We start from the raw sequence: 24,186 nt of genomic DNA, 5'->3' as shown, positions 1-24,186 counted from the left end.
AAACAATCAAGACGAAGGACACATCAATGAAGATCACAGACGTCGAGCTCATCCCGGTCTCCACCCCTCTGGTCGTGCCATTCCACATGCCCGGCACCGAGATCACCCACATCCACAGCATCGTCATCCGCATCACGACCGACACGGGCCACGTCGGCATCGGCGACTCCGGCGACACCTCGACGTGGTACCGGGGCGAGACGCCCGAGTCGATCGCGGCGATCATCGAGAAGCACATCGCACCCCGATTCCTCATCGGACAGAACCCGCTGGCCATCGAGAAGATCGTCGGCGAGATGGACACGTTCGTGCGGGACAACAACCAGGCCAAGGCGCTGGTCGACTTCGCACTCCACGATCTGAAAGGCAAGGTCGCGGGTCTCCCGGTATATGAGCTACTCGGCGGCAAGACCACCGAAGGCTCACGCCAAGGGTGGGTCGCCGGCGCCGGCACCGAGGAGTTCCTCGTCGACCAGGCTCTGCTGGCGATAGCGAACGGATTCTCGCTGGTGAAGATCAAGAGCGGCGGTGACGAGGCGCAGGACGTGCGCAATGTCAAGGCGGTGCGCGAGGCCATCGGCGAGGACGTGCGTCTTGTCATCGACATCAACGGCTTCTGGAACTATGACCAGGCGCTGCACACCATCCGGAAGCTGGATGACTACGGCCTGTACTGCGTCGAGCAGCCGCTGCCGCACTGGGACATCGAGGGCCTCGCGCGCCTCCGCCAGCGCGTGGGCACCCCGATCTTCGCCGACGAATCCGCACAGGAACTGCACCACCTCAAGGAGATCATCGACCGTCGAGCCGCCGACGGGCTGTTCATCAAACTGCAGAAGGCCGGCGGCCTCGTCAAAGCCCAGCGCTGGCTGACGATGGCCCGCCTCGCTGACCTGCCGGTGATGAGCGGCTGCATGATCGGCTCCGGTCTGGAGGCGAGCCCCTCGGCCCACCTCATGATGTCGAACCAGTGGGCATCCCAGTTCACGCACGAGAACCTCGGACCGCTCATCATCAACAACCAGTTTGAGAACGCCGAGCATCGCATCACCGCGGACATCGCCCAGCAGGTGCCGGTCTTCAAGGACGGCGTTCTGTACGCGAACGAGGGCCCCGGGTACGGCATCGACCTCAACGAGGACTTCATCGCCGCCAACGGCACCCTCGGCGGCGAGGTCCGCCACGTCCGCGACGAGCGCGCACGGGTTCTGGTATGACCATCCCTGCCGCCCGGACAGGACCGCTCGCCGGGCTCAAGGTGATCGAACTCGGCGGGATCGGTCCCGTGCCCTTCGCCGGGATGTTCTTCGCCGACCAGGGTGCGAATGTGCTGCGCATCGACCGAGCTCAGGGCGGATTCGAGATGCCGATCGACCCCCGGTTCGACACCCTGCAGCGTGGAAAGCAGCGAGTCACCCTCGACCTGAAGAGCGGCGAAGGCGTCGAACAGGTGCGCGACCTCGCGGCACAGGCCGATGTGCTGTTCGACCCCTACCGTCCCGGGGTGCTCGAGCGCCTCGGACTCGGGCCCGACCTCCTGCTCGATGGCAACCCGCGGCTGGTCGTCGGGCGCATGACCGGGTGGGGGCAGTCGGGGCCGCTTGCCCAGCGGGCCGGCCACGATCCGAGCTACATCGCCCAGACCGGCGCTCTGCACGCGATCGGTCGGGCCGGCGGCCCGCCCCAGCTGCCGCTGAGCTTGGTCGGCGATTTCGGCGGCGGTGCGATGTACCTGGTGTCAGGCACCCTCGCCGCGCTGTGGGAGGCGCAGCGATCGGGTCGGGGCCAGGTCGTCGATGCGGCGATCGTAGACGGGGTGGCGCATCTGATGGCGTCACCGTACTCGCTGCTGGCCGGCGGCGCGTGGCGGGACGAACGCGGTCGAAACCTGATCGATTCAGGCGCGCCATTCGTCGACGTGTACGAAACGGCCGACGAGAAGCACGTGGCCGTCGCCGCACTGGAGCCGCCCTTCTTCGCACAGCTGACGGCCGGGCTCGGGTTCGCACCGGATGAGCTGCCGGGGCAGTGGGACACGGCCCGCTGGCCGGAACTGCGCACTGGGCTGGCAGCCGCCTTCCGCAAGCGCACTCGAGACGAGTGGGCAGCATGGTTCGCCGACACCGATGCGTGCGTCTCTCCAGTGCTCTCCATGGCCGAAGCACCCACATCGCCGCACTTGGCGGCTCGAGGCACATTCTTCGAACGCGATGGCGCCTACGAGCCGGCCCCCGCCCCGCGGTTCAGCCGCACTGCGCCGGGCCGGCCGGACGCACCATCGGCCCCCGGTTCCGTCTCCGCTGCCGACGCGATCGCGGCGTGGTCTTCCCGGGCTTAGCCCATCCGCAACACAGCTGTCCACATCAACGAAGAGAGAGACAATGTCACAGATGACAAAGACACGCGCAACGACGCGCGGCGACCAGACTCAGGTCAACAAGGTGATCGTGTCGAGCTTCTTCGGCTCGACGATCGAGTTCTACGATTTCATCCTCTACGCGACGGCGACCGCGACGGTCTTCGTTCCGGTCTTCTTCTCGACGCTCAATCCGCTCCTCGCGATCGTCGCGTCATATCTCACGTTCGCCGCCGGTTACGTGTCCCGCCCGCTCGGGGGCATCATCTTCGGCCATTTCGGTGACCGAATCGGCCGCAAGCGGATGCTTCTGGTGTCCATGTCGGTCATGGGTGCCGTCTCGGTGCTCGTCGGCCTCGTGCCCGCGATACCCATGTGGGGCGCTCTCATGCTGCTGGTGCTCCGCCTCGTCCAGGGCATCGCGATCGGGGGCGAGTGGGGCGGCGCAGCGCTCATGTCCCTCGAGCACGCCCAGACGTCCAAGCGCGGTTTCGCCGCATCGTTCGCGAACGCGGGCGGTCCGGCCGGCGCGTTCCTGGGCACCGCCGCCCTCGCACTGTTCGCTCTTCTTCCGCAGGACCAGTTCCTGTCGTGGGGCTGGCGCGTACCGTTCCTGTTCTCGGTGGTGCTGCTGGCGGTCGGCCTGTACATCCGGTCGCAGATCGCCGAAAGCCCCGTCTTCGTTGCGGCGATGAAGGCCGCCGAGTCGCAGAAGTCGCTCACCCGCAGTCTGCCCATCGCCCAGGTGCTGCGCCGTCCTCGCGCCCTGATCGTGATCGGCCTGGTCGGCGCTGGGGCGTTCGTGATCCAGGCCCTGTTCTCGACGTTCGGTCTCACGTATGCGGTCGGCGCCGGTGTCGATCGTCCGGTCGCATTGTGGGCGTTCGCGTTCTCCCAGTTGTTCGCTGCCGTCGCGATCCCCGCCTTCGGCGCACTGTCGGACCGCGTCGGCCGCAAGCCCGTGATGCTCGCCGGCTACATCGGCATGGCGGTGCTCGCTTTCCCGCTGTTCTGGGCCCTGGCCGCCGGCACCACATGGCTCGTGTTCGCCGTGTTCCTCGTGGCCCTGACGATTCTGCAGAGCTTGACGTTCGGACCGATGGCGGCGTTCCTCGCGGAGAACTTCGGCACCACCTCCCGCTACACCGGAGCCTCGCTGGGCTACCAGCTGGCCGCGCTGATCGGCGCAGGCTTCACCCCGGTAATCGCCTCGACCATCTTCGCATCGTCGGGTGGGGCGATCGAGGGCGTCATCTGGTTCCTGATTGCGGGTTGTGCGGTCAGCGCAATCGTGCTCGGCTTCTTCACGAAAGAAAGCCGCCACGTCGAGATCGACGACACCGTCGCCTCATCCTGACCAGTCCGCCGCCGCATCGCCCGGTGACGCCGCAACGGCGTCACCGGGCGGGAAGAGGAATCGATGACCACCCCCGAGTCGCCCTTCACCACCGGCACCGGGTTCACATTGCGTCAGCTGGAGTACTTCGTGACGACCGCCGAGGAGGGCTCGGTGACCGCAGCGGCAGAGGTGTTGTACGTCTCTCCGACCGCGGTGTCGCTGTCGCTGACCCAGTTGGAGCGCGTCCTCGGCGCCGACCTGCTGATCCGGCGGCGTGCGCATGGCGCAGAGCTCACTTCTCTGGGCCGAGAACTGCTCCCGCACGCACGAGCCGTGCTCGCCACCGCGTCGCACCTCGTCGACGAGGCGGGGCTGGGTGGCGAACTGCGCGGCTCGGTCGCGGTCGGATGCTTTCCCAGCATGGGGCCGTCGGTGCTGCCCGCACTCATCCACACCTTCATCGCCGACCATCCCGCCGTGCGCGTGCGATTCAAGGAGGACCACCCCGACCAGCTCACGGACGACGTCCGCACCGGCCGGATCGATCTCTTCCTGTCTTACGACATCGACCTCGGCGACGACCTCGAGAAGGTTCCGTTCGGTCAGCGCCGCGTCGGGGTGCTGCTGCCGGCATCACACTGGGCCGCGGACCCCACGACCCCCGTCGACCTCGAGCGCCTCACCCGGGAACCGTATGTCGCGCTGCAGTCGCAGCTGAGCACCGCGCACTTCGCGCAGATCTGGCAGGCGACCGGCATCACGCCACCGGAGGTCCGCTACTCCTCCGAGAACTTCGAGACCGTCCGCTCGATGGTCGGTCGCGGTCTGGGCTGGTCGATCACGATGCAGCGGCCTCGCACGCACGTCACCCATGAGGGGCTCGAAATCACCACCCGAGATCTGCCGGAGGGCATCGTCGACCCGGTCGACGTCGTCGTCGCCTGGCGATCGTCGGCATCTCTCAGCCGCCCTGCGCAGGCCTTCCGCGACCTCGTGCTGCGCGACGGCGGCACCGCTTGACCCGAACTCGACACATCCACGAAAGGAACTGATCACCATGACAACCTTGTTGACGACTCCCCTCTGGCAGGGGACGCTGTTCTCGGACGGCTGGCGCGCGGGATCCGGCGGGCCGCTGACTGTCAAAGCTCCCGGCACCGATGCCGTCATCGCGACTGTCTCCCAAGCAGGACTCGACGACCTCGACCACGCCGTCGCCTCGGCCACCATCGCGCAGAAGGGGTGGGCCAAGCAGCCGTACTCCACCCGTGCGGCGGTCATGCTCAAGGCCGCGCAACTGCTCGAGGCCGACCCCACGCGCCTGACCGATGTCCTCGTTCCCGAGAGCGGATCCGGCCAGGGCAAGGCCGGCTTCGAGGTCGGGCTCGTGGTCACGGAACTGCAGGAGTCTGCGGCGCTGGCGTCGCATCCATATGGCGAGCTGCTGCGGAGTGTGAAGGACCGCACCTCGATCGCCCGCCGCGTGCCGCTGGGCGTCGTCGGCGTGATCTCGCCGTTCAACTTCCCCGCGATCTTGTCGATGCGCTCGGTGGCACCGGCGCTCGCGGTCGGCAACGCCGTGATCCTCAAGCCGGACCCCCGTACGTCGATTTCAGGTGGCCTGGCGCTCGCTGCCCTCTTCGAAGAGGCCCGCCTGCCGTCGGGTGTCCTTCATGTGCTCCCCGGCGACGGTGCCATAGGGGCCGCCCTGGTCACTCATCCCGACGTGCCGTGCATCTCGTTCACCGGTTCGACCGCGGCCGGGCGCAAGATCGGCGCCGCCGCAGCGCCGCTGCTCAAGCGGGTGCACCTGGAACTCGGCGGCAACAACGCGATGCTCGTCCTCCCCGACGCAGACGTGCAAGCGGCGGCATCCGTGGGCGCATGGGGGTCGTTTCTGCATCAGGGGCAGATCTGCATGACCACAGGACGCCACCTCGTGCACCGCTCGATGGCTGCGCAGTATGTGGCTGCGCTCGCGGAGAAGGCCAACGGCATCCCGGTGGGCGACCCGACGCAGGGTCTTCCCCTGGGACCGCTCATCGATGACAGGCAGCGCGACCGCGTGCACGGCTATGTGACGGCAGCCGTCGAACACGGTGCCACACTGTCAGCGGGCGGCGACTATGACGGGCTCTATTACCGGCCGACCGTGCTCGCCGATGTCGCTGTGGACAATCCCGCATGGACGGACGAGATCTTCGGCCCGGTCGCTCCGGTGCAGGTCTACGACGACGTCGACGAGGCGATCGAGACAATCAACGCCTCCGAGTATGGACTGTCGGTGTCGATCATCACCTCGAACCCCTATGCGGCATACGAGCTTTGCGACCGCATCGAATCCGGTGCCGTGCACATCAACGACGCGACGGTCGACGACGAGGCCGTGATCCCGTTCGGCGGCACCAAGGCATCGGGTGTCGGCGGACGGTTCGGAGGCCCGCAGGCGAACCTCGACACGTTCACCGAGACGCAGTGGGTCACGATGCAGGGCAGCGTGGAACGCTACCCGTTCTGAGCCGCCGCCGGCAATTGGAACGCGCCGAATCCATGAGTGAGAAAAGAATCACAGAAAGATAACGAAAAAGCTGGCGCTCGTTACCTCGCCGTTATATAGTCGGTTTCAGGTAGTTGTTTTGCTGTGGCAGCTACCGACATGTGATTGCAGGACACTCTTGGTGCAAGGGAAAAGGGCCGGTCGGGAGCCTCTCCGATCGGCCCTTACTCTTGCCCGTGCGCGTCGGTTCCTGCACAGGCCGGGTGCTGGCGGGGTTGTCCACAGAAACCATCGGTGACCGGGTGTTTGCCCGATTCGAATGTCGGAGGCCCTCCCTATATTGGGAGCATGACCACGGCACCCGACGCACTGCTCGAGCAGCTCACGCGGCTGGATGCGATGCTCGGCGAGGCCCTGCACGCGGCCGTGGACGACGACACGACCCGAGTGCTGTCGGATGCCGCGACCATCGCCTTCACCAAGGTCACCGAGTCGATCGGGCGCCGGTGCGACGCGTTGCGCATTACGGCCGCGCGCGAGATCGACGACCGTTCACGGCCCGAGCTTGAGCGGGAACGGCTGTCTGCCCGCAACGGGTGCCGCAACGGCGTCGACCTTCTGGCCCGGCTGACCGGCACCGCTGCCGGCACCGCCACGGCCCGCATCGAGCTGTCCCGCCGGGTCGCCGGCCGCACCACCCTGGGCGGTGGGCAGCGGCCGGCCGAGTTCCCGGCCATCCGCACCGCCCTCGCCGACGGTCGGCTCGGTCTGGACAGCGCCACCGCCATCACCCGCACCCTCGGGCCGATCGCCGACCGCTGCGACCGGGCCCATCTTGCGGCCGCCGAGGGCGAGCTGGTCGCCGCCGCGACCGGCACCGGACCCGACTCGGCGACCCCGGTGTGCGCTGACGAGACCCGCCTGCAGGCGAAGGTATGGCGGCTGCTGCTGGACCCCGACGGGCCGATGCCCGAGCACGAGAAGGCGCTGCGTCAGCGCTCGTTCGTGTTCGGCCGGGAACGCGACGGCGTGGTGCCCTGCCACGGCGGACTGCTGCCCGACGTGGCCGCCCAGTTCCAGCGGCTGATCGACGCGCACCTGAACCCGCACACCCCCGACCACACCGAGAACCCGGGCGTCGTCTTCCGCGAATACCCCGAGTACGGTCCTGCACCCGATAACCGCACCCGGTCGCAGAAGCAGCACGACGTGCTGGCGTCGATCCTGAACGTCGCCGCCCGGTCGGCCGAATCGCCATCGATCGGCGGCGCCCCACCGACCCTGCTCGTGACGATCTCGGCCGACGACCTCCAACAGCACGGCGGTGTCGGTTTCGTCGACGGCACCGACGCCGTCGTGCCCGCCTTCGTCGCCCGGCACATCGCGTGCTGCGGCGGCATCCAACGCCTGGTCGTGACCGACAGCGGCCGCGTCGTTCAGCTCAGCGCTCCGAACCGCATCTTCACCGCCGCCCAGCGCCGTGCCATCAGCGCCCGCGACGGCGTATGTGTCATCACCGGCTGCCACGTGCCCGCCGAATGGTGCGAAGTCCACCACGTGCAGGAGCACTCCCGCGGCGGCCCCACCGACGTCGACAATGGCGTCAACCTCTGCTGGTGGCACCACCGGTCGCTGGATTTCAGCGGCTGGGAGATCCGCATGGTCGACGGGATGCCCCAGGTACGGGCACCCGGATGGATCGACCCGCCACGCCGATGGCAACCCACCCGAGGATCACTCCACGCACAGCACGACCGACAGCGACGCCGATTGGCCCGAATGTGATGCCGGCTATGTCGGGCCGGCACCGCCGGGCCGGCGACGGTGGGGCGGCCGGGCGGTGGGTCGGGCGGACGGCCGGGCGGTGGGCCGGGCGGTCAATCCCGAGGCACCGACGCGCTCACACGCCGCCGCCACCGCCCCCACCGCCACCACCGCCGGCGGAGCCGCCTCCGCCCGATCCACCCGACGTGGTCGACGACGAGGATGCCGCGGTGGACAGCGATCCGATCCCGGCCGCGAACGACGACGCGTCAAATCCGTGCGTGCCGGCGTACCAGTACGGCGTCGCCGCCGTCCCGTACCCGGCGCTGTACAGCACGGCGAGCTGGTCGGCCCACCGCTTCTCCTGTCCGAACACCACCGCATACGGGAGCAGCTTCTCGTACAGCTTCAGCACCTGCCGCGGGTCGGTCGCGTCGATCCGAACACGCTCGGCGCCGCCGGGCGACTGCAGCATGCGGATGCGGTCGGCCTCCGCCCACTCGATGAACTCGCGCAGCCCTCTGAGGTGGTCGCGCGCCTCCGCCCCCGCGCTGGTCAGCGGCTTGCGCACCGTGAGCATCGCCGTGACGACGAAAGCGGCGCCGCTGCCGAACAGCACGAGGATCGCCAGTCCGCCGCCGGTGTCGGCGGCAAGCGCGGCCACGCCGAAGCCGACCGCCGCCACCATGAACGCTCCGGCCAGCAGCACCAGCAGGCCGCGGCCGCGGCCGGCCGGCCTGCGGCGCAGTCCGATCGCCACCAGGTTCTTGTCCGCCCAGGCCAGGGTCTTCACCGCCGCCGCCGAGAAGCGCCGATCCGTGCGGCCGAATTCGAACGTCGCGCCGGGGTGGGCATCACCGCTGAACAGGCCGTTCAGCAGCATCCGCCCGTCGCCGTCGGCGCGCGACCGGTCCACCAGCTGCGCCTGCAGCCTGTAGCCGCCGAACAGCTTGCGCCCGCCTTCGAGAATGCGGATGCTGCCCACCACGGCCTGCTCGAGCACCTCGGCCGGAATCGCCTTCGACTTCTGCCCCAGCAGCACCGCCGACTGCAGCGCGTCGATCTGCGGCGGCGGCGTGTACTCGGCGATGATCGTGGGCCGCCCGGCCGCATCGGCGAGCTTGCGCCTGCGATAGCCGATGCCGGCCACGAGCACGCCGAGCGCGCCGAGCCCGGCCACACCCTGCAGCCACCCCCATGGGGTGGCCAGATACGACGAGTCGAACGGGGTGAAGGTGCCGGTCGTGAACCCGACCGCGATCGTCACCGTCGCCCGCGGCGGCAGCTGTGCTGCTCCGGCGGTGATCGTCGTCGAGCCATCGGCCGCGGTCTGCGCCGTGATGTCGCATCGGGTCGTGTCGCCGTAGGCGCCGAACATGCAGCTGCGCCGGCCGGTCAGGGCACCGGCAAGGTCGGCGGGCACGTGCAGCGTCGCCGAGACCGCGCCGAACGGCTGCGACCAGTCGTTGCCGTTGACGTCCCAGTAGAACTCGTCGGCGTCCGTGTCGGCGAAGGTCCAGGTGACGTGGCGCAGCGTGTAGGTGAACACGTAGGTCTGCGCGCCGTGCACGAAGCCGTCGGCGCGCGAGGTGATCGTGAACGCATCGTCCTCGTGCTCGACCTCGGCCGGCCGCACGCGGCCGTCGCCATCGGTGACCGAGACCAGCTTCAGCTGCAGCGGCTGCCCGTTGTAGCTGTCGGGGACGACGCGCCGCATCCCGTGGTTCTGATCGCTGTTCGGGAACAGCGCGACGAACGTCTCGACAACTCTCAGCGTGCTGGTGCCGTCGTCGGCGCGCCCGATCGTGTAGTCGGCGTGCATGCTCTGGAACGTGAAATCGTTCACATCGCCGGCGACCGGACCGGCCGTCGGCGCCGCCGCGGCGGGCACCCCGGGTGCGGCCGGTGCAACTGGGGCAGCCACCGCGGGAACGGACACCGCTGCAGCCGCTGGCCCCGCGCCCAGCACGGGCAGGATGGATGCCGCCGCGACGGCGATCAGGAGGGTGAGGGCGCGCAGGGTCTTGAGCATTCCTGCCAGCCTATGCGGGCCGATACGCTGGAGCCATGATCGACCGTCGCCTCGCTGTCGCCGCGTGGGAGAGTCTGTTCCGCGCGCAGCACGAGGTGTTCGACGAGATCAGCGGCGATTTCGAGTCGGCGCCACTCACCCAGGCCGAGTACGACGTGCTGTTGACCGTCACTCGCTCGCCCGAGATGACGGCCCGGCTGCGTGACGTCACCGGCAACATGCTGATCAGCCAGCCGTCGGTCTCACGTCTGGTGGAGCGGATGTCTGCGACCGGGCTGCTCGACAAGCTCCCCGACCCCGAAGACGGCCGCGGCGCTCTGGTGCGTGCGACCGAGGAGGGGGCATCCCGGTTCCGCGCCCTGGCCGCCTCGCACGCCCGCTCGATCGCGACGCGGATGGCCCGGCTCGACGACGCCGAGCTGAGCCGGCTGAAACTGCTCACCGACAAGCTCCGCGGCCACGGCGGCAGCTGACCGCCGCAGCGCGAGCCGGGCGGCCGTGATGGCGGTCGCCGCGGTCCTACTCCGATGGAGAGAACAGCTCGAACGCCGAAACGTATGCGCTCACCCGTCCAGGCTACGGACTGCGACGGCGGATGACGAGCGCGACCGCGCCCGTAGGCTGAACGGATGGCAGATCCTCTCGACGACGACCCGTACCTGTGGCTGGAAGCCGTGCACGACCCGGCGGCGCTGGACTGGGTGCGGGCGCGCACCGCCGAGACCGAGGCCGCATACGACTCCCCCGCGCTGGCGCAGCGACTGCGCGACATCCTCGACGACCCCGATCGCCTGGTCGTGCCCGCCCGGCACGGCGACTGGATGTACGACCTGTGGCGGGATGCCGCCAACCCGCGCGGTCTGTGGCGCCGGGCGACGCGCGCGTCGTTCCTGGCCGGGCGGCCCGACTGGCAGATGCTGCTCGACATCGACGAACTGGGCCGCGCCGACGGCATCCCGTGGGCGTTCGCCGGCGCGGTGCACGGCCCCCGCGGATCGCAGCGCGCGCTCGTGCAGCTGAGCCCGGACGGCGGCGATGCGCACGTCATCCGCGAGTTCGATCTGGCCGCCGCCGGGTTCGTCGCCGACGCCCCGTTCACCGTCGAGGCCGACAAGTCGCGCGGCGCCTGGCTCGACGCCGACACGCTGCTGATCTCCTGTGCGCTCGAAGGCGGGGCGAAGACGGCGTCGGGCTATCCGCGCAGTGCGCGCCTCTGGCGTCGTGGCTCTCAGTTGGCGCAGGCCCCCGTCGTCACCGACGCGGCCGAGTCCGACGTCGCCGTGTTCGTCGGCGCGGACCACACCGGCGGCCGTTCGACCGGGGTGACGGTGATCGCGCACGACTTCTTCCACGACGAGGTGCGGGTGTGGGCGCACGAACACGACCCCCACGGCGCAGCCGCGCAGGCCGACGCCGCGCCCGTCCCCGATCCGGTCCTCATCGATGCGCCCCAGGACGCGCACGTCGACCTGCACGGCGAACTGGTCACCGTCCGCACGACCACCGAGTGGACCGTGGCCGGCATGACCCACCCCGGCGGGACGCTGCTGGTCGGTCCGCTGCGCACCCTCACCGCCGGCGACGGGGCGGAGCTGGTGGCCGTGTTCACGCCGACCGCGACCGCGGTCCTGGAGGACTGGACCTTCACTCGCACCCGGCTCGTGCTCACCGTGCTCGAGAACGTGCGCAGCCGCATCCTCTCTCTCGACCCTGCGAACGGGTGGGCGCAGACCGAGCTTCACACGGGCGTGGCCACCGATGACATCCTGGCCGTCGACGTCGCGACCGCCGATGCCGACGAGGACGACGAGCTGTGGCTGCTCGCGCGCGGGTTCCTCACGCCGCAGATGCTGATCGTGACGGATGCCGCGGCCCCGGCGCCGCGCGTCGTCGACCGCGCTCGCACCGTGTTCGACGCCGAGGGCCTCGTCACGACGCAGCACTGGGCCGTCTCGGCCGACGGCACCCGCATCCCGTACTTCCAGATCGCGCCGCGCACGCTCGAAGGCCCGGCCCCCGTCGTGCTCAGCGGCTACGGCGGCTTCGAGGTCTCGCGGCTGCCGGAGTACGCCACGATCTTCGGCCCCGCCTGGCTGGAGCCCGGCCGCGTGCACGTCGTGGCGAACATCCGCGGTGGCGGCGAGTTCGGGCCCGGCTGGCATCTGGCGGCGCTGCGCGAGAAGCGGCACCGCGCCTATGAGGATTTCGTCGCGGTGGCGCGCGACCTGGTCGCCCGCGGCGTGACGACGCCGAACCGGATCGGCTGCCACGGCGGCAGCAACGGCGGGCTTCTGGTCGGCAACATGCTGACGCGGTTCCCCGACGACTTCGGTGCTGTGGTGTGCGGCGTGCCGCTGCTGGACATGCGCCGGTACACCCGACTGTCGGCAGGGGCGAGCTGGATCGCCGAGTACGGCGATCCCGACGACCCGGACGACTGGGCGTTCATCCGCACGTTCTCGCCGTACCACCTGATCGAGCCCGGTCGCACCTACCCCCCGAGCCTGTTCTACGCCGCGACCAGCGACGACCGGGTCGGTCCGGTGCAGGCGCGCAAGATGGTCGCGCGGCTGATGGATGAGACGGATGCCGAGGTGCACTACCTGGAGCAGAACGACGGCGGGCACGCGGCATCCATCGACAACGCCGCGAAGGCGGCGCTGCAGGCGACGATCTACGCGTTCCTGGACGACGTGCTGGTGCGGCGGCCGGGCCGGTAGTCGGACGACCGGCCGCACCCTGTTGTCGATCGCGTACGCGAGGCCTGAGAATATCGGACCCTTGTGCCCGAGAACACGACCGGTTCCGTCACGCCGCTCTCCCCCGCGTCCGGACCCCTGATCCAGCCCGCGGTGTCCCAAGCCTCCGCTACGCTCGGAATCGCATACCGCCAATCAACGGGGAGAAGGCATGGAATTCGATGAGCGCCTGCACGCGCTGGCTGTGAAGGTGAGCAGCCAGGCGGCTGCCGTCGAGACCGAAGAGGCAACCAAGAACGCCTTCGTCATGCCGTTCATATCGTCGATCCTCGGCTACGACGTTTTCAATCCGGCAGAGGTGATACCCGAGTTCACGGCGGACGTCGGCATCAAGCGTGGTGAGAAAGTCGACTACGCGATCGTCCACGACGGCGATATCCAGATCCTCATCGAGTGCAAGGCATCACTCGGGAGCTTGAAGATCGAGCACGCCTCCCAGCTGTTTCGTTATTTCGCCGCCACCAACGCTCGGATCGCAGCGCTGACCAACGGAGTCGTCTGGCAGTTCTACACCGACCTGGACGCGCCGAACCGAATGGATGCGAAGCCCTTTCTCGTTCTCGATCTCCGTGACGTCGATGAAACTGTCCTCCCCGAACTGCAGAAGCTGAGCAAAGCAAACTTCGACTTAGGGTCGATCATCTCCGCTGCGGAGGAGCTCAAATACGTCGGTGCGCTCAAGCGAGCGATCGCGGCCGAGTTCCGAACACCATCCGACGAGTGGGTGAAATTCTTCACGACCCGCGTTTATGAGGGTTCATACACGCAACGGGTTCGCCAGCAGTTCACCGCACTCGTGCCCAAGGCAACAAGTCAGTTCCTATCAGAACGTGTCAATGAACGGCTCAAAGCCGCACTGACGGCAGGAGACCAGCACCCACCCCAGACACCGCCCGTCACGAGCATCGAGGCTGCGGAGGACGACCTCAGTCAAGACCCAGAGATCGTCACCACTATGGAGGAGCTGCAGGGATTTCGCATTGTCAAAGCGATCGCATGCGCCGTCGTGGATTCTCGCCGAGTCACCCAGCGCGACGCGAAGAGTTACTTCGCTGTCCTCCTGGACGACAACAATCGGCAGCCGATCGCACGCCTGCATTTCAATGGGAAGCAAAAATACCTCGGCCTCCTGGATGAGGAAAAGAACGAGACGCGGCACCCCATCGAGGCCCTGGACGAGATCTACGCACACGCCGGGTCCATCCGGAGCGCTGCGGCTCGATACGCCTGACCGTGGCAGGGTAGTGACATGCGCATCGCTCTGACCGGCTCTTCCGGAAAACTCGGCTCGGTCGTCGCCCGCGAGCTGCGGGCGTCGGGCCATGATGTCGTCGGACTCGATCGGGTCGGCGAGCGCCGTCCCGGCTTTCTGCAAGTCGATCTGACCGATTACGGCCAGGTCGTCGACGCGCTCGGCGGCATCGACCGCGGGCCCGGATTCGACGCGGTCGTGCACCTGGGCGCCATTCCAGCCCCCGGCATCCGCACCGACGTATCGACGTTCCACAACAACATGCCGAGCACGTTCAACGTGTTCTGGGCGGCGGTGCGGCTCGGCATCCGTCGCATCGTCTACGCGTCCAGCGAGACCGTCCTCGGTCTGCCGTTCGACGTGCCGCCGCCCTACATCCCGGTCGACGAGGAATACCCGCCCCGCCCGGAGAGCGTCTACTCGATCGTGAAGGTGCTCGAGGAGCAGCTGGCGACCGAGCTGGTGCGGTGGTACCCGGACCTGTCGATCACGGCGCTGCGCTTCTCGAATGTGATGTGGCCCGAGGACTATGCGACTTTCCCGGCATTCGATGCCGACCCGATGCTGCGCAAATGGAACCTGTGGGGCTACATCGACGCGCGCGACGGCGCCCAGGCGATCGAGCGCGCGCTGGAGGTCGCACCGGCCGGATTCGACCGGTTCATCATCGCGGCGGCCGACACCGTGATGTCGCGTGGGAACCGGGAGCTGGTCGCCCAGGTGTTCCCCGGCGTGCCGGTGCACGGCGAGCTCGGCGACCACGACACGCTGCTGTCGATCGACAAGGCGCGGCGGCTGCTGGGCTTCGAGCCGCGGCATTCCTGGCGCGACCGGACGTGACGGCCATGCGCGGGCTACTGTGACGCTATGACCGGGGTGTTCGGGTGGATCTCGCAGTCCGGCGTCGTGCAGGGCGTCATCATCGGCGCGACGTTCGCGTTCCTGACGACGATCCTGATCCTGAACGCGGCCGGCCGGTCCCTGACCCGCCGGGTCAACGGCTGGCGTGCGATCGTCCGGGTCGGCAAGCCCGGCAACGGCGTGCTCGCCCGCGCAGCGTGCGCGAAGGCGCTGCCGGTGGTGAACTCGTGGGAAGAGGCGGCGTATTACACGGCCGTCACGGACGGGTCCGGGCGCGCGCTGCGCGGCGACGCCGACTACCGGCTGCATTTCGCCGCCGGTCAGTTGCCCCCCACCGGCGCGTTCTGGTCGCTGACGCCGACCGACTCGACCGGATACTCGCAGCCCAACGCCGCCCACCGCTACGCCGTGGGCAGCCGGTCCGACCTGGAGGCGAATCCGGACGGTTCGGTCGACGTCCATCTGCTACGGCAGGTACCCGCGGCCGCCCAGCGCAACTGGGTGCTGGTGCCGCCAGGTCGGTTCACGCTGTGGCTGCGCGTCTATCTTCCGGGTGCTGCGATCGTCGACGGCAGCTACCAGGTGCCGCCGGTCGTGCGGGAGACGCGAGCATGAATCGGATCATCCTCAGATACGCGACCCCGATCGTCATCATCATTCTGCTGATCTTTGCCTGGGTGATCTCTCGCAGACTCGAGACCGGCCGGCAGGATGTCATCCCCCTGGTCGTCGCCGGCGTGATCGTGTGGGTCGTGGGCACTGCGGTGTTCATCTGGTTCTGGCCGCGGATCACCGTGGGCGGGTTCAAGCGGGCGATCCTGAGGCGCGGGCTGGGCGGCGGCCCGATTCCGGTCAACACGCTGTATGCCGTGCCTGGCACCGCCACTCCGGATTCTGCGGGTGGGTCGCTGATGGCCACGGGCGCCGAGGACCTGCTCTATGTCGGGGGGTGGCTCGACCTGCGCGAGGGCGCCCAGGTGCTGCACACGCCGGAGCTGACCGGCCGCTATTACAGCGTGCAGCTGACCGATCCGGCCACGAGCGCGAACTTCGCCTATGTCGGCACCCGCGCGACCGGCTCCGCCGCCGGCGACTACCTGCTCACCGGGCCGCGATGGACCGGCACCGTGCCGGACGGGATGACCCGCATCGCAGCGCCGGGCACCCAGGCTCTCGTGATCGGCCGCGTCTTCGCCGCCGATGAGGCCGATCTCGCGGAGGCGTACGCGCTGGCGCAGCAGCTGCGGCTGAGCCCGCTGCGTCAGCGCTGAGCCGCAAACGCGAAACGGCCCGCTTCCGCGGGCCGTTTCGGGACTGTCTCAACACAGTGTGCGCCCGAAGAGACTCGAACTCCCAACCTTCTGATCCGTAGTCAGATGCTCTATCCATTGAGCTACGGGCGCTCGCGCACGCGAACGTGCACAGGGGTCAATGTTATCCGACGATCCGGCTCGCCGCTAATCGAACCCGGATGCCGGACTATTCGAGTTCGGACAGGTCGGCCCGGCCCGGCTTCGCCGGCGCTGCGGCGGCGAGCTCACCGGCGGCACCCTGCGCGTTGCGACGCCGATGCGCAGCCAAGCGCGGCAGGTCGACCAGGCGCAGCGACTGCATGCGCGCGTCGCGCAGCTTGGCGTAGTCGGGCTCCAGGTCGGGGCGGGCGGCCTCGATGCGCAGCGCGCTGTCGATGTTGCGCTCCACCTCGGACCACGCCGCCTCGCGGGCATCCTCGACGAGCTTGCGCAGCTCCTCGGGGTCTTCGGCGCGCTCGCGCAGCACCTGCGCCACCTGCTCGGACTGCCGCTGGCGCCGACGCAGGTTGCGCACGTCGCGGCTGCGATAATCGTGCGTGCCGTACGAGTCGGTGTGCCGGCGGCTCGCGCGCTTGCGCTCCGACTCGACCCGCGCCGCATCGGCCTGCGCCTCGTCCGCCAGACTCAGCAGCACATCGCGCGCTTCGGGCAGGAACCGCTCCACGGCGAAGTCCTCGCCGTGCGCGAGGATCTCGACCAGGATCGTGTTCTTCAGCGTCAGACGGGTCGCCGCCGACGCGACGTAGACGCCCTCGCCGACCATGTCGGCCAGTTTCATCTGCTTCGGCCGGCGCCATGAGCGGGTGCGGTCGGTCCGGTCGCCACGCATCGTGTCTGCCACCCGATCTCCCCGGCCCGCCCGTTGTCCTCCACACAGATTAGCCGCCGAACCCGGCGCACCGCGGCCGGGGCGCGCACCCCCGTCAGCGCAGCGGGTCGAACGGCGCGATCTCGGGCGCCGTGCGCCCGGTCACGATCCGCTCGGCGAGGAACCTGCCGGTCGCCGGCCCCAGCACGATGCCCCACATGCCGTGGCCGCCGGCGACGAACACGTCGGGTGCCCGGGTCGCGCCGATCAGCGGCAGCCCGTCGGGTGTCACCGGCCGGGAGCCGACCCACTCGTCCTGCCGCCGGTCCAAGTCCATGCCGTCGAGCAGCCGGCGCGAGGCCTTCACGATCGCCTCGATGCGGCGCGGCTGCGCGGATTCGTCCGGGCTGCGGAACTCCATCGTGCCCGCGATCCGGAACCGCCCCTGGTACGGCGTGCACGCGATCCGCTCGGCGGGGAAGTACACCGGGTAGCGCACCGGCTGCTCGGGCGCGACGCTGAACGAATAGCCGCGGCCGGCCTGCACCTGCACCCGCACTCCGAACTGCCCCGCCAGCGCCGGCAGCCAGGCGCCGGTGGCCACGACGACGTGGTCAGCCTCGATCCGCTCGCCGTCCGCCAGCGTCACGGCAGGGCGCGGGCCCGGCGTGATCTCGGTCACGGTCGCCGGCATCCGCAGCTGTGCGCCGCGCGCGGCCACCGCCCGGCCCAGCGCCTCGACGAACGGGCCGGGCTCGAGAAACCGCTGCCCGTCCAGCCGGTACACGCAGGTCACCTTCTCCGACAGCTGCGGCACCAGTTCACGCGGGTCGGCAAGCCGATCCACCGGCACGTGCTGCCCGTGCCGGGCCACATCGCGCAGCTCCTGCAGAAACGGCGCGCTCTGCTTCTCCTTCTCGAACCCGACGACGAACGGGCCCTCGCGGGTCCAGGCATCCACCCCCGCCCCGGTGATCTCGTCATAGGCGTCGAGTGCGACCTCGTCGATCGGCGTCAGCGCCGCCATCGTGCGGTCCCACGCGCGATGGGTGCCGTGGGCGGCGAAGCGCAGCAGAAACGACCAGAGCTTCGGGTCCACCCGCAGCGGCACCGCCAGCGGCGCGTCGGGATCGATCAGCGCTCCTGGTCCGTACGTCCAGATCGACGGATCGGCCAGCGGCATCGCCATGCCCGGGGTGAGCCAGCCGGCGTTGCCCCACGATGAGCCGGCGGCGACACCGGTGCGGTCGATGACCGTCACCTCGACGCCCCGCTCCTGCAGGTGCCAAGCCGTGGCCAGGCCGACCATGCCTGCGCCGATGACGATTGCGTGCGACATCAGATTCCCGTTCTGCGCAGACGTCGTCGTTGCGCGTCTCCAGTCTGGTGATGGTTCGTCTGCAGGGTGCACTTCACGAAGATCATTCGAGAATGGATGCCGTAGACTGCAGATACTTCACGAAATGGCGAGATCCTCCATGCCCCCAGCCGCACGTGTGCTCGACGACACCGACCACGCGATCCTGCGCGAGCTGACACAGGACGGCCGACTGACCAACAGCGAGCTCGCGGCTCGGGTCGGCATCGCCCCGTCCACCTGCCACGCGCGGGTGCGCGCACTGGTGTCGACGGGCGTGATCACGGGCTTCCACGCCGAGATCGACCCGGCCGCCACCGGCCGGCAGCTCGAGGCGCTGATCGCGATTCGGCTGCACGCCCACGCCCGCGGCGGGCTGCGCGCCTTCCAGCGCTACCTCAGCGAGCTGCCCGCCACCCGCCGGGTGTACTTCGTCTCGGGCGAGCGCGACTTCCTGGTGCACGTCGCGGTGGCCGATTCGGCCGGCCTGCGGCGCCTCGTCGGCGACACGCTCAGCGTGCGCGAAGAGGTGGCCGCGACCAACACCAGCATCATCTTCGAGCACGTGCCCGGCATCCGCACCGCACTCTGACCGGGTGCCCCATCGGGCACCCGGACCGGGCGCCGCGGCCGGTCTCGTCAGAGCGATGTCAGCCGATCGCGGCGATCCGCCAGGCGGCGGTGGCCGACTCGCCCGGCTCCAGCACGATCAGGCCGGTGTCATAGGGGTAGGCGGCGGCGTTGAACGCATCCGGCGCGCAGGTCATCGGCTCCACGGCCACAGCGGCCCGGTGCGCGGGGTCGGCCGCGCCGCCGGGCTGGTCGGAGGTGAACACCTGCACCCACGGGCACGCGGCATCCCAGACCATCTCGACGCCCGAACCGGCCGCATCGGTCAGCCGTGCCGCGACCTGGCCGTCCTTACCCGTGGCGAGGCCGGTGAACGCGTGGTCGAGCACGGCGGCGCCGATCCGGTGCGCGGAGCGGTAGTCGAAGCGCGCCGCGTCGGTGTCCACCGGCGCGAGTCCGTCCGGGAGCATCCGCTCGGTCGCCACCCGCAGCACCTGTGCGGCGGGCAGCTGCAGCGTCCAATCGTCGGCGTGACCGGCGCCGGCGACCAGATAGGGGTGCGCGGCGGTGCCCCAGGGGGCGGGATGCTCGGACTCGTTCACCGCGGTCACGGTCTGCGTCAGCCCGTCGGCATCCAGTGCATACGCGCTGCGCACGACCACGCGCCACGGATAGCCCTTCTGCGCCTCGATGACACCCTCCAGCGTCACGTGGCTGGCGCCCTTGTCCACCGGCTGGTAGTCCAGCCAGGAGGCCAGTCCGTGCAGCGCGTGCCCACGGGCGGGCTCGGTCAGCGGCACCTGGTAGTCGACGCCATCGACCGAGTACTTCCCGTCGACCACGCGGTTCGGCCAGGGCGCCAGCGTCGCGCCGCGATGACCGGGCCGCACCTCGTCGGCGTCGAACGGCAGGATCAGATCGCGCCCCTCGAAGGTGAGAGAGCGCAGCGACGAGCCGACACTGGCGACCACTGCCTCGTAGTCGCCCGCGCGCAGGGCGTGCTGAATGCCGGAAAGGGGGGTACGTGCCATGGCAAAGTCCCTGAAGGGTGAGGTGTCGGGGGTTCGGCGTCGCCGCGCGACGCCACACCCGGGGAGTCTACCCTGGTGCCCGGTTCCGCCCACTGTACCGGACAGGGCGTGGCGACGTAGGCTCGTCGCACCGGAGCATCTGATGACCGACGACCCACGTGAATCCGCCGCCCGCTACCGCCTCGAGCGCGAGCAGGAGCAGGCCCGCCGCGAGCACCCCGAGCTGTTCCGCGGCGCGCCCGAGCAGCCTGCTGAGCCGCCGCGCGCAATGACCGAGACGCAGCGCTGGGCCTATGTCGAGACGTCGCTGCAGCAGGCGATCCGCCGCGGCGACTTCGACGACCTGCCCGGGGCCGGCAAGCCGCTGGAGGGCCTGGGCGATCACCACGATCCGGACTGGTGGATCCGCCGCAAGATCCAGACCGAGCAGCTGACCGGCCTCGGGCCGCCGGCGCTGACCCTGCGGGTCGAGCACGCCCGGTTCGAGGCCACCCTCGACGCGCTGCGCAGCGAGGCCGACGTGCGCGAGCACGTCGAGGACTTCAACCGCCGGGTCATCAGCGCGCGCCGGCAGCTGCTGGGCGGTCCCCCGGTGGTCACGCCCACCCACGACACCGAGGCCGAGGTGCGGGCGTGGCGCGCGCGCCGCGCGGCCCGCGAGCCTGCGCCCGCTGCAGGGGAGTCGCCGCCGGTGCCGCAGCGCCGGCGATTCCGCCGCCGCTGAGCGGGCCGTCGCCCAGCGGGCGTGTCGGTCCGGCCGCACGTGACCCCCGTAGCCCGGCGGCCGAGCGACGCGTCAGTCCGGCAGCCCGGCGGCCAGCTCGGCGAACACTTCGGCGGCGTCGTCCAGGTGCGCCAGCGCGGCGGATTGACCGGCCCACAGCGACGCGAACTCGCCGATGCCGCGCCGGCGCGCCTCGGCGCGGAACTGCCCGGTCAGCCAGTTCTGCGCCGGGAACGGCGCGATCGCGCCGCGTGACTCGATCTCGCGGACGGCACGATTCGGGATGCCGCGGGCCAGCCGTCCGCTCATCGCCCGCGTGAGCACCGTGGTGACGTCGGTGGCCGCGCCGATCGCGGCCCGATGCGCCTCGCTGGCATCGGACTGCCAGGTGCGCAGGAACGCGGTGCCGGCCAGCACTCCCGATGCGCCGAGGGCGAAGGCGGCCGCGACACCGCGCCGATCGGCGACGCCGCCGGCGGCGATCACCGGAACGCGCACGGCATCGACGACCTGGGGCACCAGCGCGAACGTGCCGACCAGGGATGCCTCCGGCTCGGCCAGGAACGACACCCGATGGCCGGCCGCCTCGGCGCCGCTGGCGACGATCGCGTCGACACCCGCGGCTTCCATCGCGACGGCCTCGGCGACCGTGGTGACGGTGCCGGTGACGCGGATGCCCCGCTCGTGCGCGGCGGCCATCAGCTCGCCCGAGGGTGTGCCGTAGACGAGGCTGAGCACGGCGGGGGCGGCATCCAGCACCGCGGCGAGCTGATCGTCGAACGGCGGGAGGAACCGCTCGGGCAGCGGCGGCAGCGGCATCCCGAGCTCGTCGAAGATGGGCTTGACGGCGGCGGCCGCACCGCCCAGGCCGGCGTCGTCGGGGGTGACCTCGTCACCCGTGGGCAGCCACAGGTTCAGCGCGAACGGGCGCGAGGTCGCGCCGCGCAGCGCGGCGGCGACCTCGCCGATGCGTTCGGGCGAGTAGCCGTACAGGCCGTAGGAGCCCAGGCCTCCGGCATCGCTGACGGCCGCGGTCAGCTCGATGGACGACAGCCCGCCGAACGGGCCCAGGATGATCGGCTGGTCGATTCCGAACAGCGCGCGAAGCGAATCTGCCATAGTCCTGACGCTACCGCGCTGACGCTGCGCCGGCCCACCCCTACCCGAGCACCCGCCGGACGAACCATTAAGATCACAGATCGGATGTCAGGTGCGCGACAGCCGCATGTTCGACAGCCAATCCGGCCCGATATCGATGCAGGTAGACGCCAAATCCAGCGACGTCGTCAGGCAACGGTGCGACTACATCGATCTGAGCATCTGCGAACACACGCTCGGCGAGATATCGGGCCAGATCCATGTCAGCCGACTCGGACAGGTAGGCCGCCAGCACCGCGATCCCCCAGGCCCCGCCCTCCGACGCACTCTCGCCGACTGCCACAGGTGCACCCAGCGCGGCCGCCAGGAACCGTTGGGCCACCCCCGCCGTCCGAAACATCCCGCCGTGGGCATACATGCGGTCCAGGCGAACGCCCTCGTAAGCGAGCGCACGCATTCCCATGGCGAGGGTGCCGAAAACGCCGTACAGCTGCGCGCGCATCATGTTCGCCAGTGTGAACGTGCTGTCCGGTGTCCTAATGAACAGCGGCCGACCGGCGTCGATGCCGGTGATGGTCTCTCCGGCAAGGTAGTTGTAAGCGAGCAGCCCTCCGGCGTCCGCGTCGCCGGTCAACGCCTCGTGGAACAGCACGTCGAAGACTTCGTCCGAGGAAAGCAATGCACCGGCTGCCGCCGCGAATCGCGCGAACACGCGAGCCCACGCCGCCAGCTCGCTCGCCCCGTTGTTGCAGTGCACCATTGCGACCGGACTGCCCGCCGGCGTGGTGACCACGTCGATTTCGCGGTGCACCCGCTGCAACGGTCGCTCCAACACGACCATCGCGAAGATGCTCGTGCCTGCGCTGACGTTGCCCGTCCTAGGCGCGATTGCGCCCGTGGCGACCATCCCGGTCCCCGCATCTCCCTCGGGCGGACACAGTGGCACGCCTGGCAGTAGCCTGCCGGCCGGGTCCAGCAGCGCTGCACCGCCGACGGTGAGTTCACCGGCGGGCATGCCGGCAGGAAGCACGTCCGGCAGCAGCGTTCGCAGCCGCAGACCGGGCACGTCGGCCGCAACGAACCGGTCGTAGCGCGCGACGAGCTCCCGGTCGTAACTGCCGGTCGCGGCGTCGATGGGAAACATGCCCGAGGCATCGCCCACCCCCAGCACCCGACGGCCGGTGAGCCGCCAGTGGACATATCCGGCGAGCGTGGTCAGAAAGTCGATCTGCGGGACATGCGGCTCGTGATCAAGAACCGCCTGCTGCAGGTGCGCCACCGACCATCGAAGCGGGATGTTCTGACCGAACAACGCGGTAAGCGCTGCCGAAGCCGGCCCGGTGGACGTATTCCGCCACGTTCGAAACGGTACGAGTGGCTCGCCGGAGGCATCGAACGCGAGATAGCCGTGCATCATGGCGGAGATGCCGAGTGCACGCAACCGACGGATCTCGACGCCGAAGGACTCCCGGACGCAATCGGCGAGATTCCGATACGCCGACTGCACACCAGACCACACCTCATCCAGCGGATATGTCCAGCGACCGTCGACGAATGCGCTCTCCCAAGCGTGCTCTCCCACCGCAAGCACATCGGCCGGATTTTCGCCGATCAGACATGCCTTGATGCGGGTCGACCCCAACTCCACACCCAACACCGCGTTGCCCGCGACGATCAGCGCTGTACCTTCGTCCGGAGTGATCATGACATCCTCTGGGCCTCATCGATCTGCCCATAGACATTCTGATAGCGCTCGTAGAGCCGGTCGATCAGATCCCGCGGAATCGGGAGAACCTTTCCGCCCTGCCGGGCGATGTGCACGGTTCGGGCGACATCCTCGAGCATGACTGCCGCCTTTACCGCATCCGTCGCGTTCACGCCGATCGTGAAGGGCCCGTGGTTCTGCATCAGGACCGCGCGAGATCGATGCCCGCGCAGTGTCTGCACGATTCCGCGACCGATCGACTCGTCACCGATAACGGCAAGCGGCCCCACCGGGATCGGGCCGCCGAACTCGTCTGCCATCGCAGTGATGACGCAGGGAATCTCCTCCCCTCGGCTGGCCCACGCCACCGCATAGGGCGAATGGGTGTGGACGATACCGCCGACCTCAGGCATGTGGCGATAGACGTATGCGTGAGCGGCGGTGTCACTGGACGGACTCCGGTCGCTGCCTGGGCTGCCGGCGACCACTTTGCCGTCAAGGCCGCAGACCACCATGTTCCCCGGCGCAAGGTCGTCGTAGGAGACACCGGACGGCTTGATGACGAACAAATCCGCCCCGGGCACGCGCCCCGAGACGTTGCCGCCTGTCCACGCGACCAACCCGTAGCGCACCAATTCGCCGTGCAGGCGCGAGACCACTTGGCGCACCTCGGTGATCAGGGCTTCGACATCCATCACGTTTCCTCCATCTGCTCGTCTC

General features: G+C 69.3%; 21 protein-coding genes and 1 tRNA gene. 14 read left to right on the top strand and 8 right to left on the bottom strand.

Annotation, left to right across the window (positions count from 1 at the left end):
- Positions 1 to 26 precede the first annotated feature (26 nt).
- The 6 genes from ABD705_RS08490 (at position 27) to ABD705_RS08465 (ending at position 7,977) form a co-directional block, all read left to right on the top strand.
- Entirely contained in the window at positions 27 to 1,217 is a 1,191-nt protein-coding gene (locus ABD705_RS08490; RefSeq protein ID WP_344782534.1) for a mandelate racemase/muconate lactonizing enzyme family protein, read from the top strand.
- A complete protein-coding gene (locus tag ABD705_RS08485) occupies positions 1,214 to 2,338 on the top strand; it encodes a CaiB/BaiF CoA transferase family protein (protein WP_344782532.1) in 1,125 nt (374 codons plus the stop codon). The genes ABD705_RS08490 and ABD705_RS08485 overlap by 4 nt, the downstream gene beginning before the upstream one ends.
- A 52-nt stretch (positions 2,339 to 2,390) precedes the next feature.
- Positions 2,391 to 3,713 carry an MFS transporter gene (locus ABD705_RS08480; RefSeq protein WP_344782530.1) on the top strand — a complete coding sequence of 441 codons (1,323 nt, stop codon included), beginning with the start codon at positions 2,391 to 2,393 and terminating at the stop codon, positions 3,711 to 3,713.
- Between the two features lie 63 nt (positions 3,714 to 3,776).
- Positions 3,777 to 4,715 carry a LysR substrate-binding domain-containing protein gene (locus tag ABD705_RS08475; protein ID WP_344782526.1) on the top strand — a complete coding sequence of 313 codons (939 nt, stop codon included), beginning with the start codon at positions 3,777 to 3,779 and terminating at the stop codon, positions 4,713 to 4,715.
- Between the two features lie 37 nt (positions 4,716 to 4,752).
- On the top strand, positions 4,753 to 6,213 hold the full coding sequence (locus ABD705_RS08470) for an aldehyde dehydrogenase family protein (protein WP_344782524.1): 1,461 nt from the start codon (positions 4,753 to 4,755) through the stop codon (positions 6,211 to 6,213).
- 327 nt (positions 6,214 to 6,540) lie between these two features.
- Complete coding sequence (locus tag ABD705_RS08465; protein ID WP_344782522.1) at positions 6,541 to 7,977, top strand: HNH endonuclease signature motif containing protein; 1,437 nt, start codon at positions 6,541 to 6,543, stop codon at positions 7,975 to 7,977.
- Between the two features lie 115 nt (positions 7,978 to 8,092).
- Here the strand turns inward: ABD705_RS08465 and ABD705_RS08460 are convergent, their stop codons facing one another.
- Positions 8,093 to 9,988: a DUF2207 domain-containing protein gene (locus ABD705_RS08460; RefSeq protein WP_344782520.1), complete on the bottom strand. Its 1,896-nt coding sequence runs from the start codon at positions 9,986 to 9,988 to the stop codon at positions 8,093 to 8,095.
- 35 nt (positions 9,989 to 10,023) lie between these two features.
- Here ABD705_RS08460 and ABD705_RS08455 point away from each other — a divergent pair, with 35 nt between their 5' ends.
- The 6 genes from ABD705_RS08455 to ABD705_RS08430 all read left to right on the top strand — a co-directional run bounded on the left by ABD705_RS08455 (position 10,024) and on the right by ABD705_RS08430 (position 16,131).
- Positions 10,024 to 10,461: a MarR family winged helix-turn-helix transcriptional regulator gene (locus ABD705_RS08455; protein ID WP_344782518.1), complete on the top strand. Its 438-nt coding sequence runs from the start codon at positions 10,024 to 10,026 to the stop codon at positions 10,459 to 10,461.
- A 156-nt stretch (positions 10,462 to 10,617) separates the two neighbouring features.
- Positions 10,618 to 12,708 (top strand): prolyl oligopeptidase family serine peptidase, encoded by a 2,091-nt coding sequence (locus tag ABD705_RS08450; RefSeq protein WP_344782516.1) that lies wholly within the window; start codon positions 10,618 to 10,620, stop codon positions 12,706 to 12,708.
- 190 nt (positions 12,709 to 12,898) lie between these two features.
- Entirely contained in the window at positions 12,899 to 13,978 is a 1,080-nt protein-coding gene (locus ABD705_RS08445) for a type I restriction endonuclease (RefSeq protein WP_344782514.1), read from the top strand.
- 18 nt (positions 13,979 to 13,996) lie between these two features.
- Positions 13,997 to 14,839 (top strand): NAD-dependent epimerase/dehydratase family protein, encoded by an 843-nt coding sequence (locus ABD705_RS08440; protein ID WP_344782512.1) that lies wholly within the window; start codon positions 13,997 to 13,999, stop codon positions 14,837 to 14,839.
- A gap of 27 nt (positions 14,840 to 14,866) precedes the next feature.
- Positions 14,867 to 15,475, top strand: a complete 609-nt coding sequence (locus ABD705_RS08435; RefSeq protein ID WP_344782510.1) for a DUF1214 domain-containing protein — start codon at positions 14,867 to 14,869, stop codon at positions 15,473 to 15,475.
- Positions 15,472 to 16,131, top strand: coding sequence for a DUF1254 domain-containing protein (locus tag ABD705_RS08430; protein WP_344782508.1), 660 nt, complete (start codon positions 15,472 to 15,474; stop codon positions 16,129 to 16,131). The genes ABD705_RS08435 and ABD705_RS08430 overlap by 4 nt, the downstream gene beginning before the upstream one ends.
- Positions 16,132 to 16,190: 59 nt before the next feature.
- On the opposite strand, the gene ABD705_RS08425 is transcribed toward ABD705_RS08430, so the two are convergent.
- The 3 genes from ABD705_RS08425 to ABD705_RS08415 all read right to left on the bottom strand — a co-directional run bounded on the left by ABD705_RS08425 (position 16,191) and on the right by ABD705_RS08415 (position 18,320).
- Positions 16,191 to 16,263 (bottom strand) — tRNA-Arg (locus ABD705_RS08425).
- A 76-nt stretch (positions 16,264 to 16,339) separates the two neighbouring features.
- A complete protein-coding gene (locus tag ABD705_RS08420) occupies positions 16,340 to 17,014 on the bottom strand; it encodes an asparagine synthase (RefSeq protein WP_344782506.1) in 675 nt (224 codons plus the stop codon).
- Between the two features lie 82 nt (positions 17,015 to 17,096).
- Positions 17,097 to 18,320: an NAD(P)/FAD-dependent oxidoreductase gene (locus tag ABD705_RS08415; RefSeq protein ID WP_344782504.1), complete on the bottom strand. Its 1,224-nt coding sequence runs from the start codon at positions 18,318 to 18,320 to the stop codon at positions 17,097 to 17,099.
- Positions 18,321 to 18,444: 124 nt separating this feature from the next.
- Between ABD705_RS08415 and ABD705_RS08410 the strand changes: the two genes are divergently transcribed.
- The gene (locus ABD705_RS08410; protein WP_344782502.1) at positions 18,445 to 18,930 is read left to right on the top strand and encodes an Lrp/AsnC family transcriptional regulator; all 486 of its coding nucleotides are present in this window, start codon (positions 18,445 to 18,447) and stop codon (positions 18,928 to 18,930) included.
- Positions 18,931 to 18,988: 58 nt separating this feature from the next.
- On the opposite strand, the gene ABD705_RS08405 is transcribed toward ABD705_RS08410, so the two are convergent.
- A complete protein-coding gene (locus ABD705_RS08405; protein ID WP_344782500.1) occupies positions 18,989 to 19,939 on the bottom strand; it encodes an aldose 1-epimerase family protein in 951 nt (316 codons plus the stop codon).
- Positions 19,940 to 20,081: 142 nt separating this feature from the next.
- Here ABD705_RS08405 and ABD705_RS08400 point away from each other — a divergent pair, with 142 nt between their 5' ends.
- Entirely contained in the window at positions 20,082 to 20,663 is a 582-nt protein-coding gene (locus ABD705_RS08400; protein WP_344782498.1) for a DnaJ family domain-containing protein, read from the top strand.
- 72 nt (positions 20,664 to 20,735) lie between these two features.
- Here ABD705_RS08400 and ABD705_RS08395 read toward each other — a convergent pair whose 3' ends face one another.
- From ABD705_RS08395 to ABD705_RS08385, 3 genes are all read right to left on the bottom strand, one after another.
- Positions 20,736 to 21,782 carry an NAD(P)H-dependent flavin oxidoreductase gene (locus ABD705_RS08395; protein WP_344782496.1) on the bottom strand — a complete coding sequence of 349 codons (1,047 nt, stop codon included), beginning with the start codon at positions 21,780 to 21,782 and terminating at the stop codon, positions 20,736 to 20,738.
- 73 nt (positions 21,783 to 21,855) lie between these two features.
- On the bottom strand, positions 21,856 to 23,466 hold the full coding sequence (locus tag ABD705_RS08390) for a xylulokinase (RefSeq protein ID WP_344782494.1): 1,611 nt from the start codon (positions 23,464 to 23,466) through the stop codon (positions 21,856 to 21,858).
- Positions 23,463 to 24,161, bottom strand: a complete 699-nt coding sequence (locus ABD705_RS08385) for an L-ribulose-5-phosphate 4-epimerase (RefSeq protein ID WP_344782492.1) — start codon at positions 24,159 to 24,161, stop codon at positions 23,463 to 23,465. The genes ABD705_RS08390 and ABD705_RS08385 overlap by 4 nt, the downstream gene beginning before the upstream one ends.
- Positions 24,162 to 24,186: the final 25 nt, after the last annotated feature.

Origin of the sequence: Microbacterium kribbense (assembly GCF_039537285.1) — a bacterium.
Taxonomy (GTDB): Bacteria; Actinomycetota; Actinomycetes; order Actinomycetales; family Microbacteriaceae; genus Microbacterium; species Microbacterium kribbense.
The sequence above is the reverse complement of the archived record's forward strand: the minus strand, read 5'-3'. Positions and strand labels throughout refer to the sequence as shown.

What these genes read in the sequence shown, in the direction of transcription:
- ABD705_RS08490 (WP_344782534.1), top strand. Translation starts at nt 27, where the DNA reads ATGAAGATCACAGACGTCGAGCTCATCCCGGTCTCCACCCCTCTGGTC.
- ABD705_RS08485 (WP_344782532.1), top strand. Translation starts at nt 1,214, where the DNA reads ATGACCATCCCTGCCGCCCGGACAGGACCGCTCGCCGGGCTCAAGGTG.
- ABD705_RS08480 (WP_344782530.1), top strand. Translation starts at nt 2,391, where the DNA reads ATGACAAAGACACGCGCAACGACGCGCGGCGACCAGACTCAGGTCAAC.
- ABD705_RS08475 (WP_344782526.1), top strand. Translation starts at nt 3,777, where the DNA reads ATGACCACCCCCGAGTCGCCCTTCACCACCGGCACCGGGTTCACATTG.
- ABD705_RS08470 (WP_344782524.1), top strand. Translation starts at nt 4,753, where the DNA reads ATGACAACCTTGTTGACGACTCCCCTCTGGCAGGGGACGCTGTTCTCG.
- ABD705_RS08465 (WP_344782522.1), top strand. Translation starts at nt 6,541, where the DNA reads ATGACCACGGCACCCGACGCACTGCTCGAGCAGCTCACGCGGCTGGAT.
- ABD705_RS08460 (WP_344782520.1), bottom strand. Translation starts at nt 9,988, where the DNA reads ATGCTCAAGACCCTGCGCGCCCTCACCCTCCTGATCGCCGTCGCGGCG.
- ABD705_RS08455 (WP_344782518.1), top strand. Translation starts at nt 10,024, where the DNA reads ATGATCGACCGTCGCCTCGCTGTCGCCGCGTGGGAGAGTCTGTTCCGC.
- ABD705_RS08450 (WP_344782516.1), top strand. Translation starts at nt 10,618, where the DNA reads ATGGCAGATCCTCTCGACGACGACCCGTACCTGTGGCTGGAAGCCGTG.
- ABD705_RS08445 (WP_344782514.1), top strand. Translation starts at nt 12,899, where the DNA reads ATGGAATTCGATGAGCGCCTGCACGCGCTGGCTGTGAAGGTGAGCAGC.
- ABD705_RS08440 (WP_344782512.1), top strand. Translation starts at nt 13,997, where the DNA reads ATGCGCATCGCTCTGACCGGCTCTTCCGGAAAACTCGGCTCGGTCGTC.
- ABD705_RS08435 (WP_344782510.1), top strand. Translation starts at nt 14,867, where the DNA reads ATGACCGGGGTGTTCGGGTGGATCTCGCAGTCCGGCGTCGTGCAGGGC.
- ABD705_RS08430 (WP_344782508.1), top strand. Translation starts at nt 15,472, where the DNA reads ATGAATCGGATCATCCTCAGATACGCGACCCCGATCGTCATCATCATT.
- ABD705_RS08415 (WP_344782504.1), bottom strand. Translation starts at nt 18,320, where the DNA reads ATGTCGCACGCAATCGTCATCGGCGCAGGCATGGTCGGCCTGGCCACG.
- ABD705_RS08410 (WP_344782502.1), top strand. Translation starts at nt 18,445, where the DNA reads ATGGCGAGATCCTCCATGCCCCCAGCCGCACGTGTGCTCGACGACACC.
- ABD705_RS08405 (WP_344782500.1), bottom strand. Translation starts at nt 19,939, where the DNA reads ATGGCACGTACCCCCCTTTCCGGCATTCAGCACGCCCTGCGCGCGGGC.
- ABD705_RS08400 (WP_344782498.1), top strand. Translation starts at nt 20,082, where the DNA reads ATGACCGACGACCCACGTGAATCCGCCGCCCGCTACCGCCTCGAGCGC.
- ABD705_RS08395 (WP_344782496.1), bottom strand. Translation starts at nt 21,782, where the DNA reads ATGGCAGATTCGCTTCGCGCGCTGTTCGGAATCGACCAGCCGATCATC.
- ABD705_RS08390 (WP_344782494.1), bottom strand. Translation starts at nt 23,466, where the DNA reads ATGATCACTCCGGACGAAGGTACAGCGCTGATCGTCGCGGGCAACGCG.
- ABD705_RS08385 (WP_344782492.1), bottom strand. Translation starts at nt 24,161, where the DNA reads ATGGATGTCGAAGCCCTGATCACCGAGGTGCGCCAAGTGGTCTCGCGC.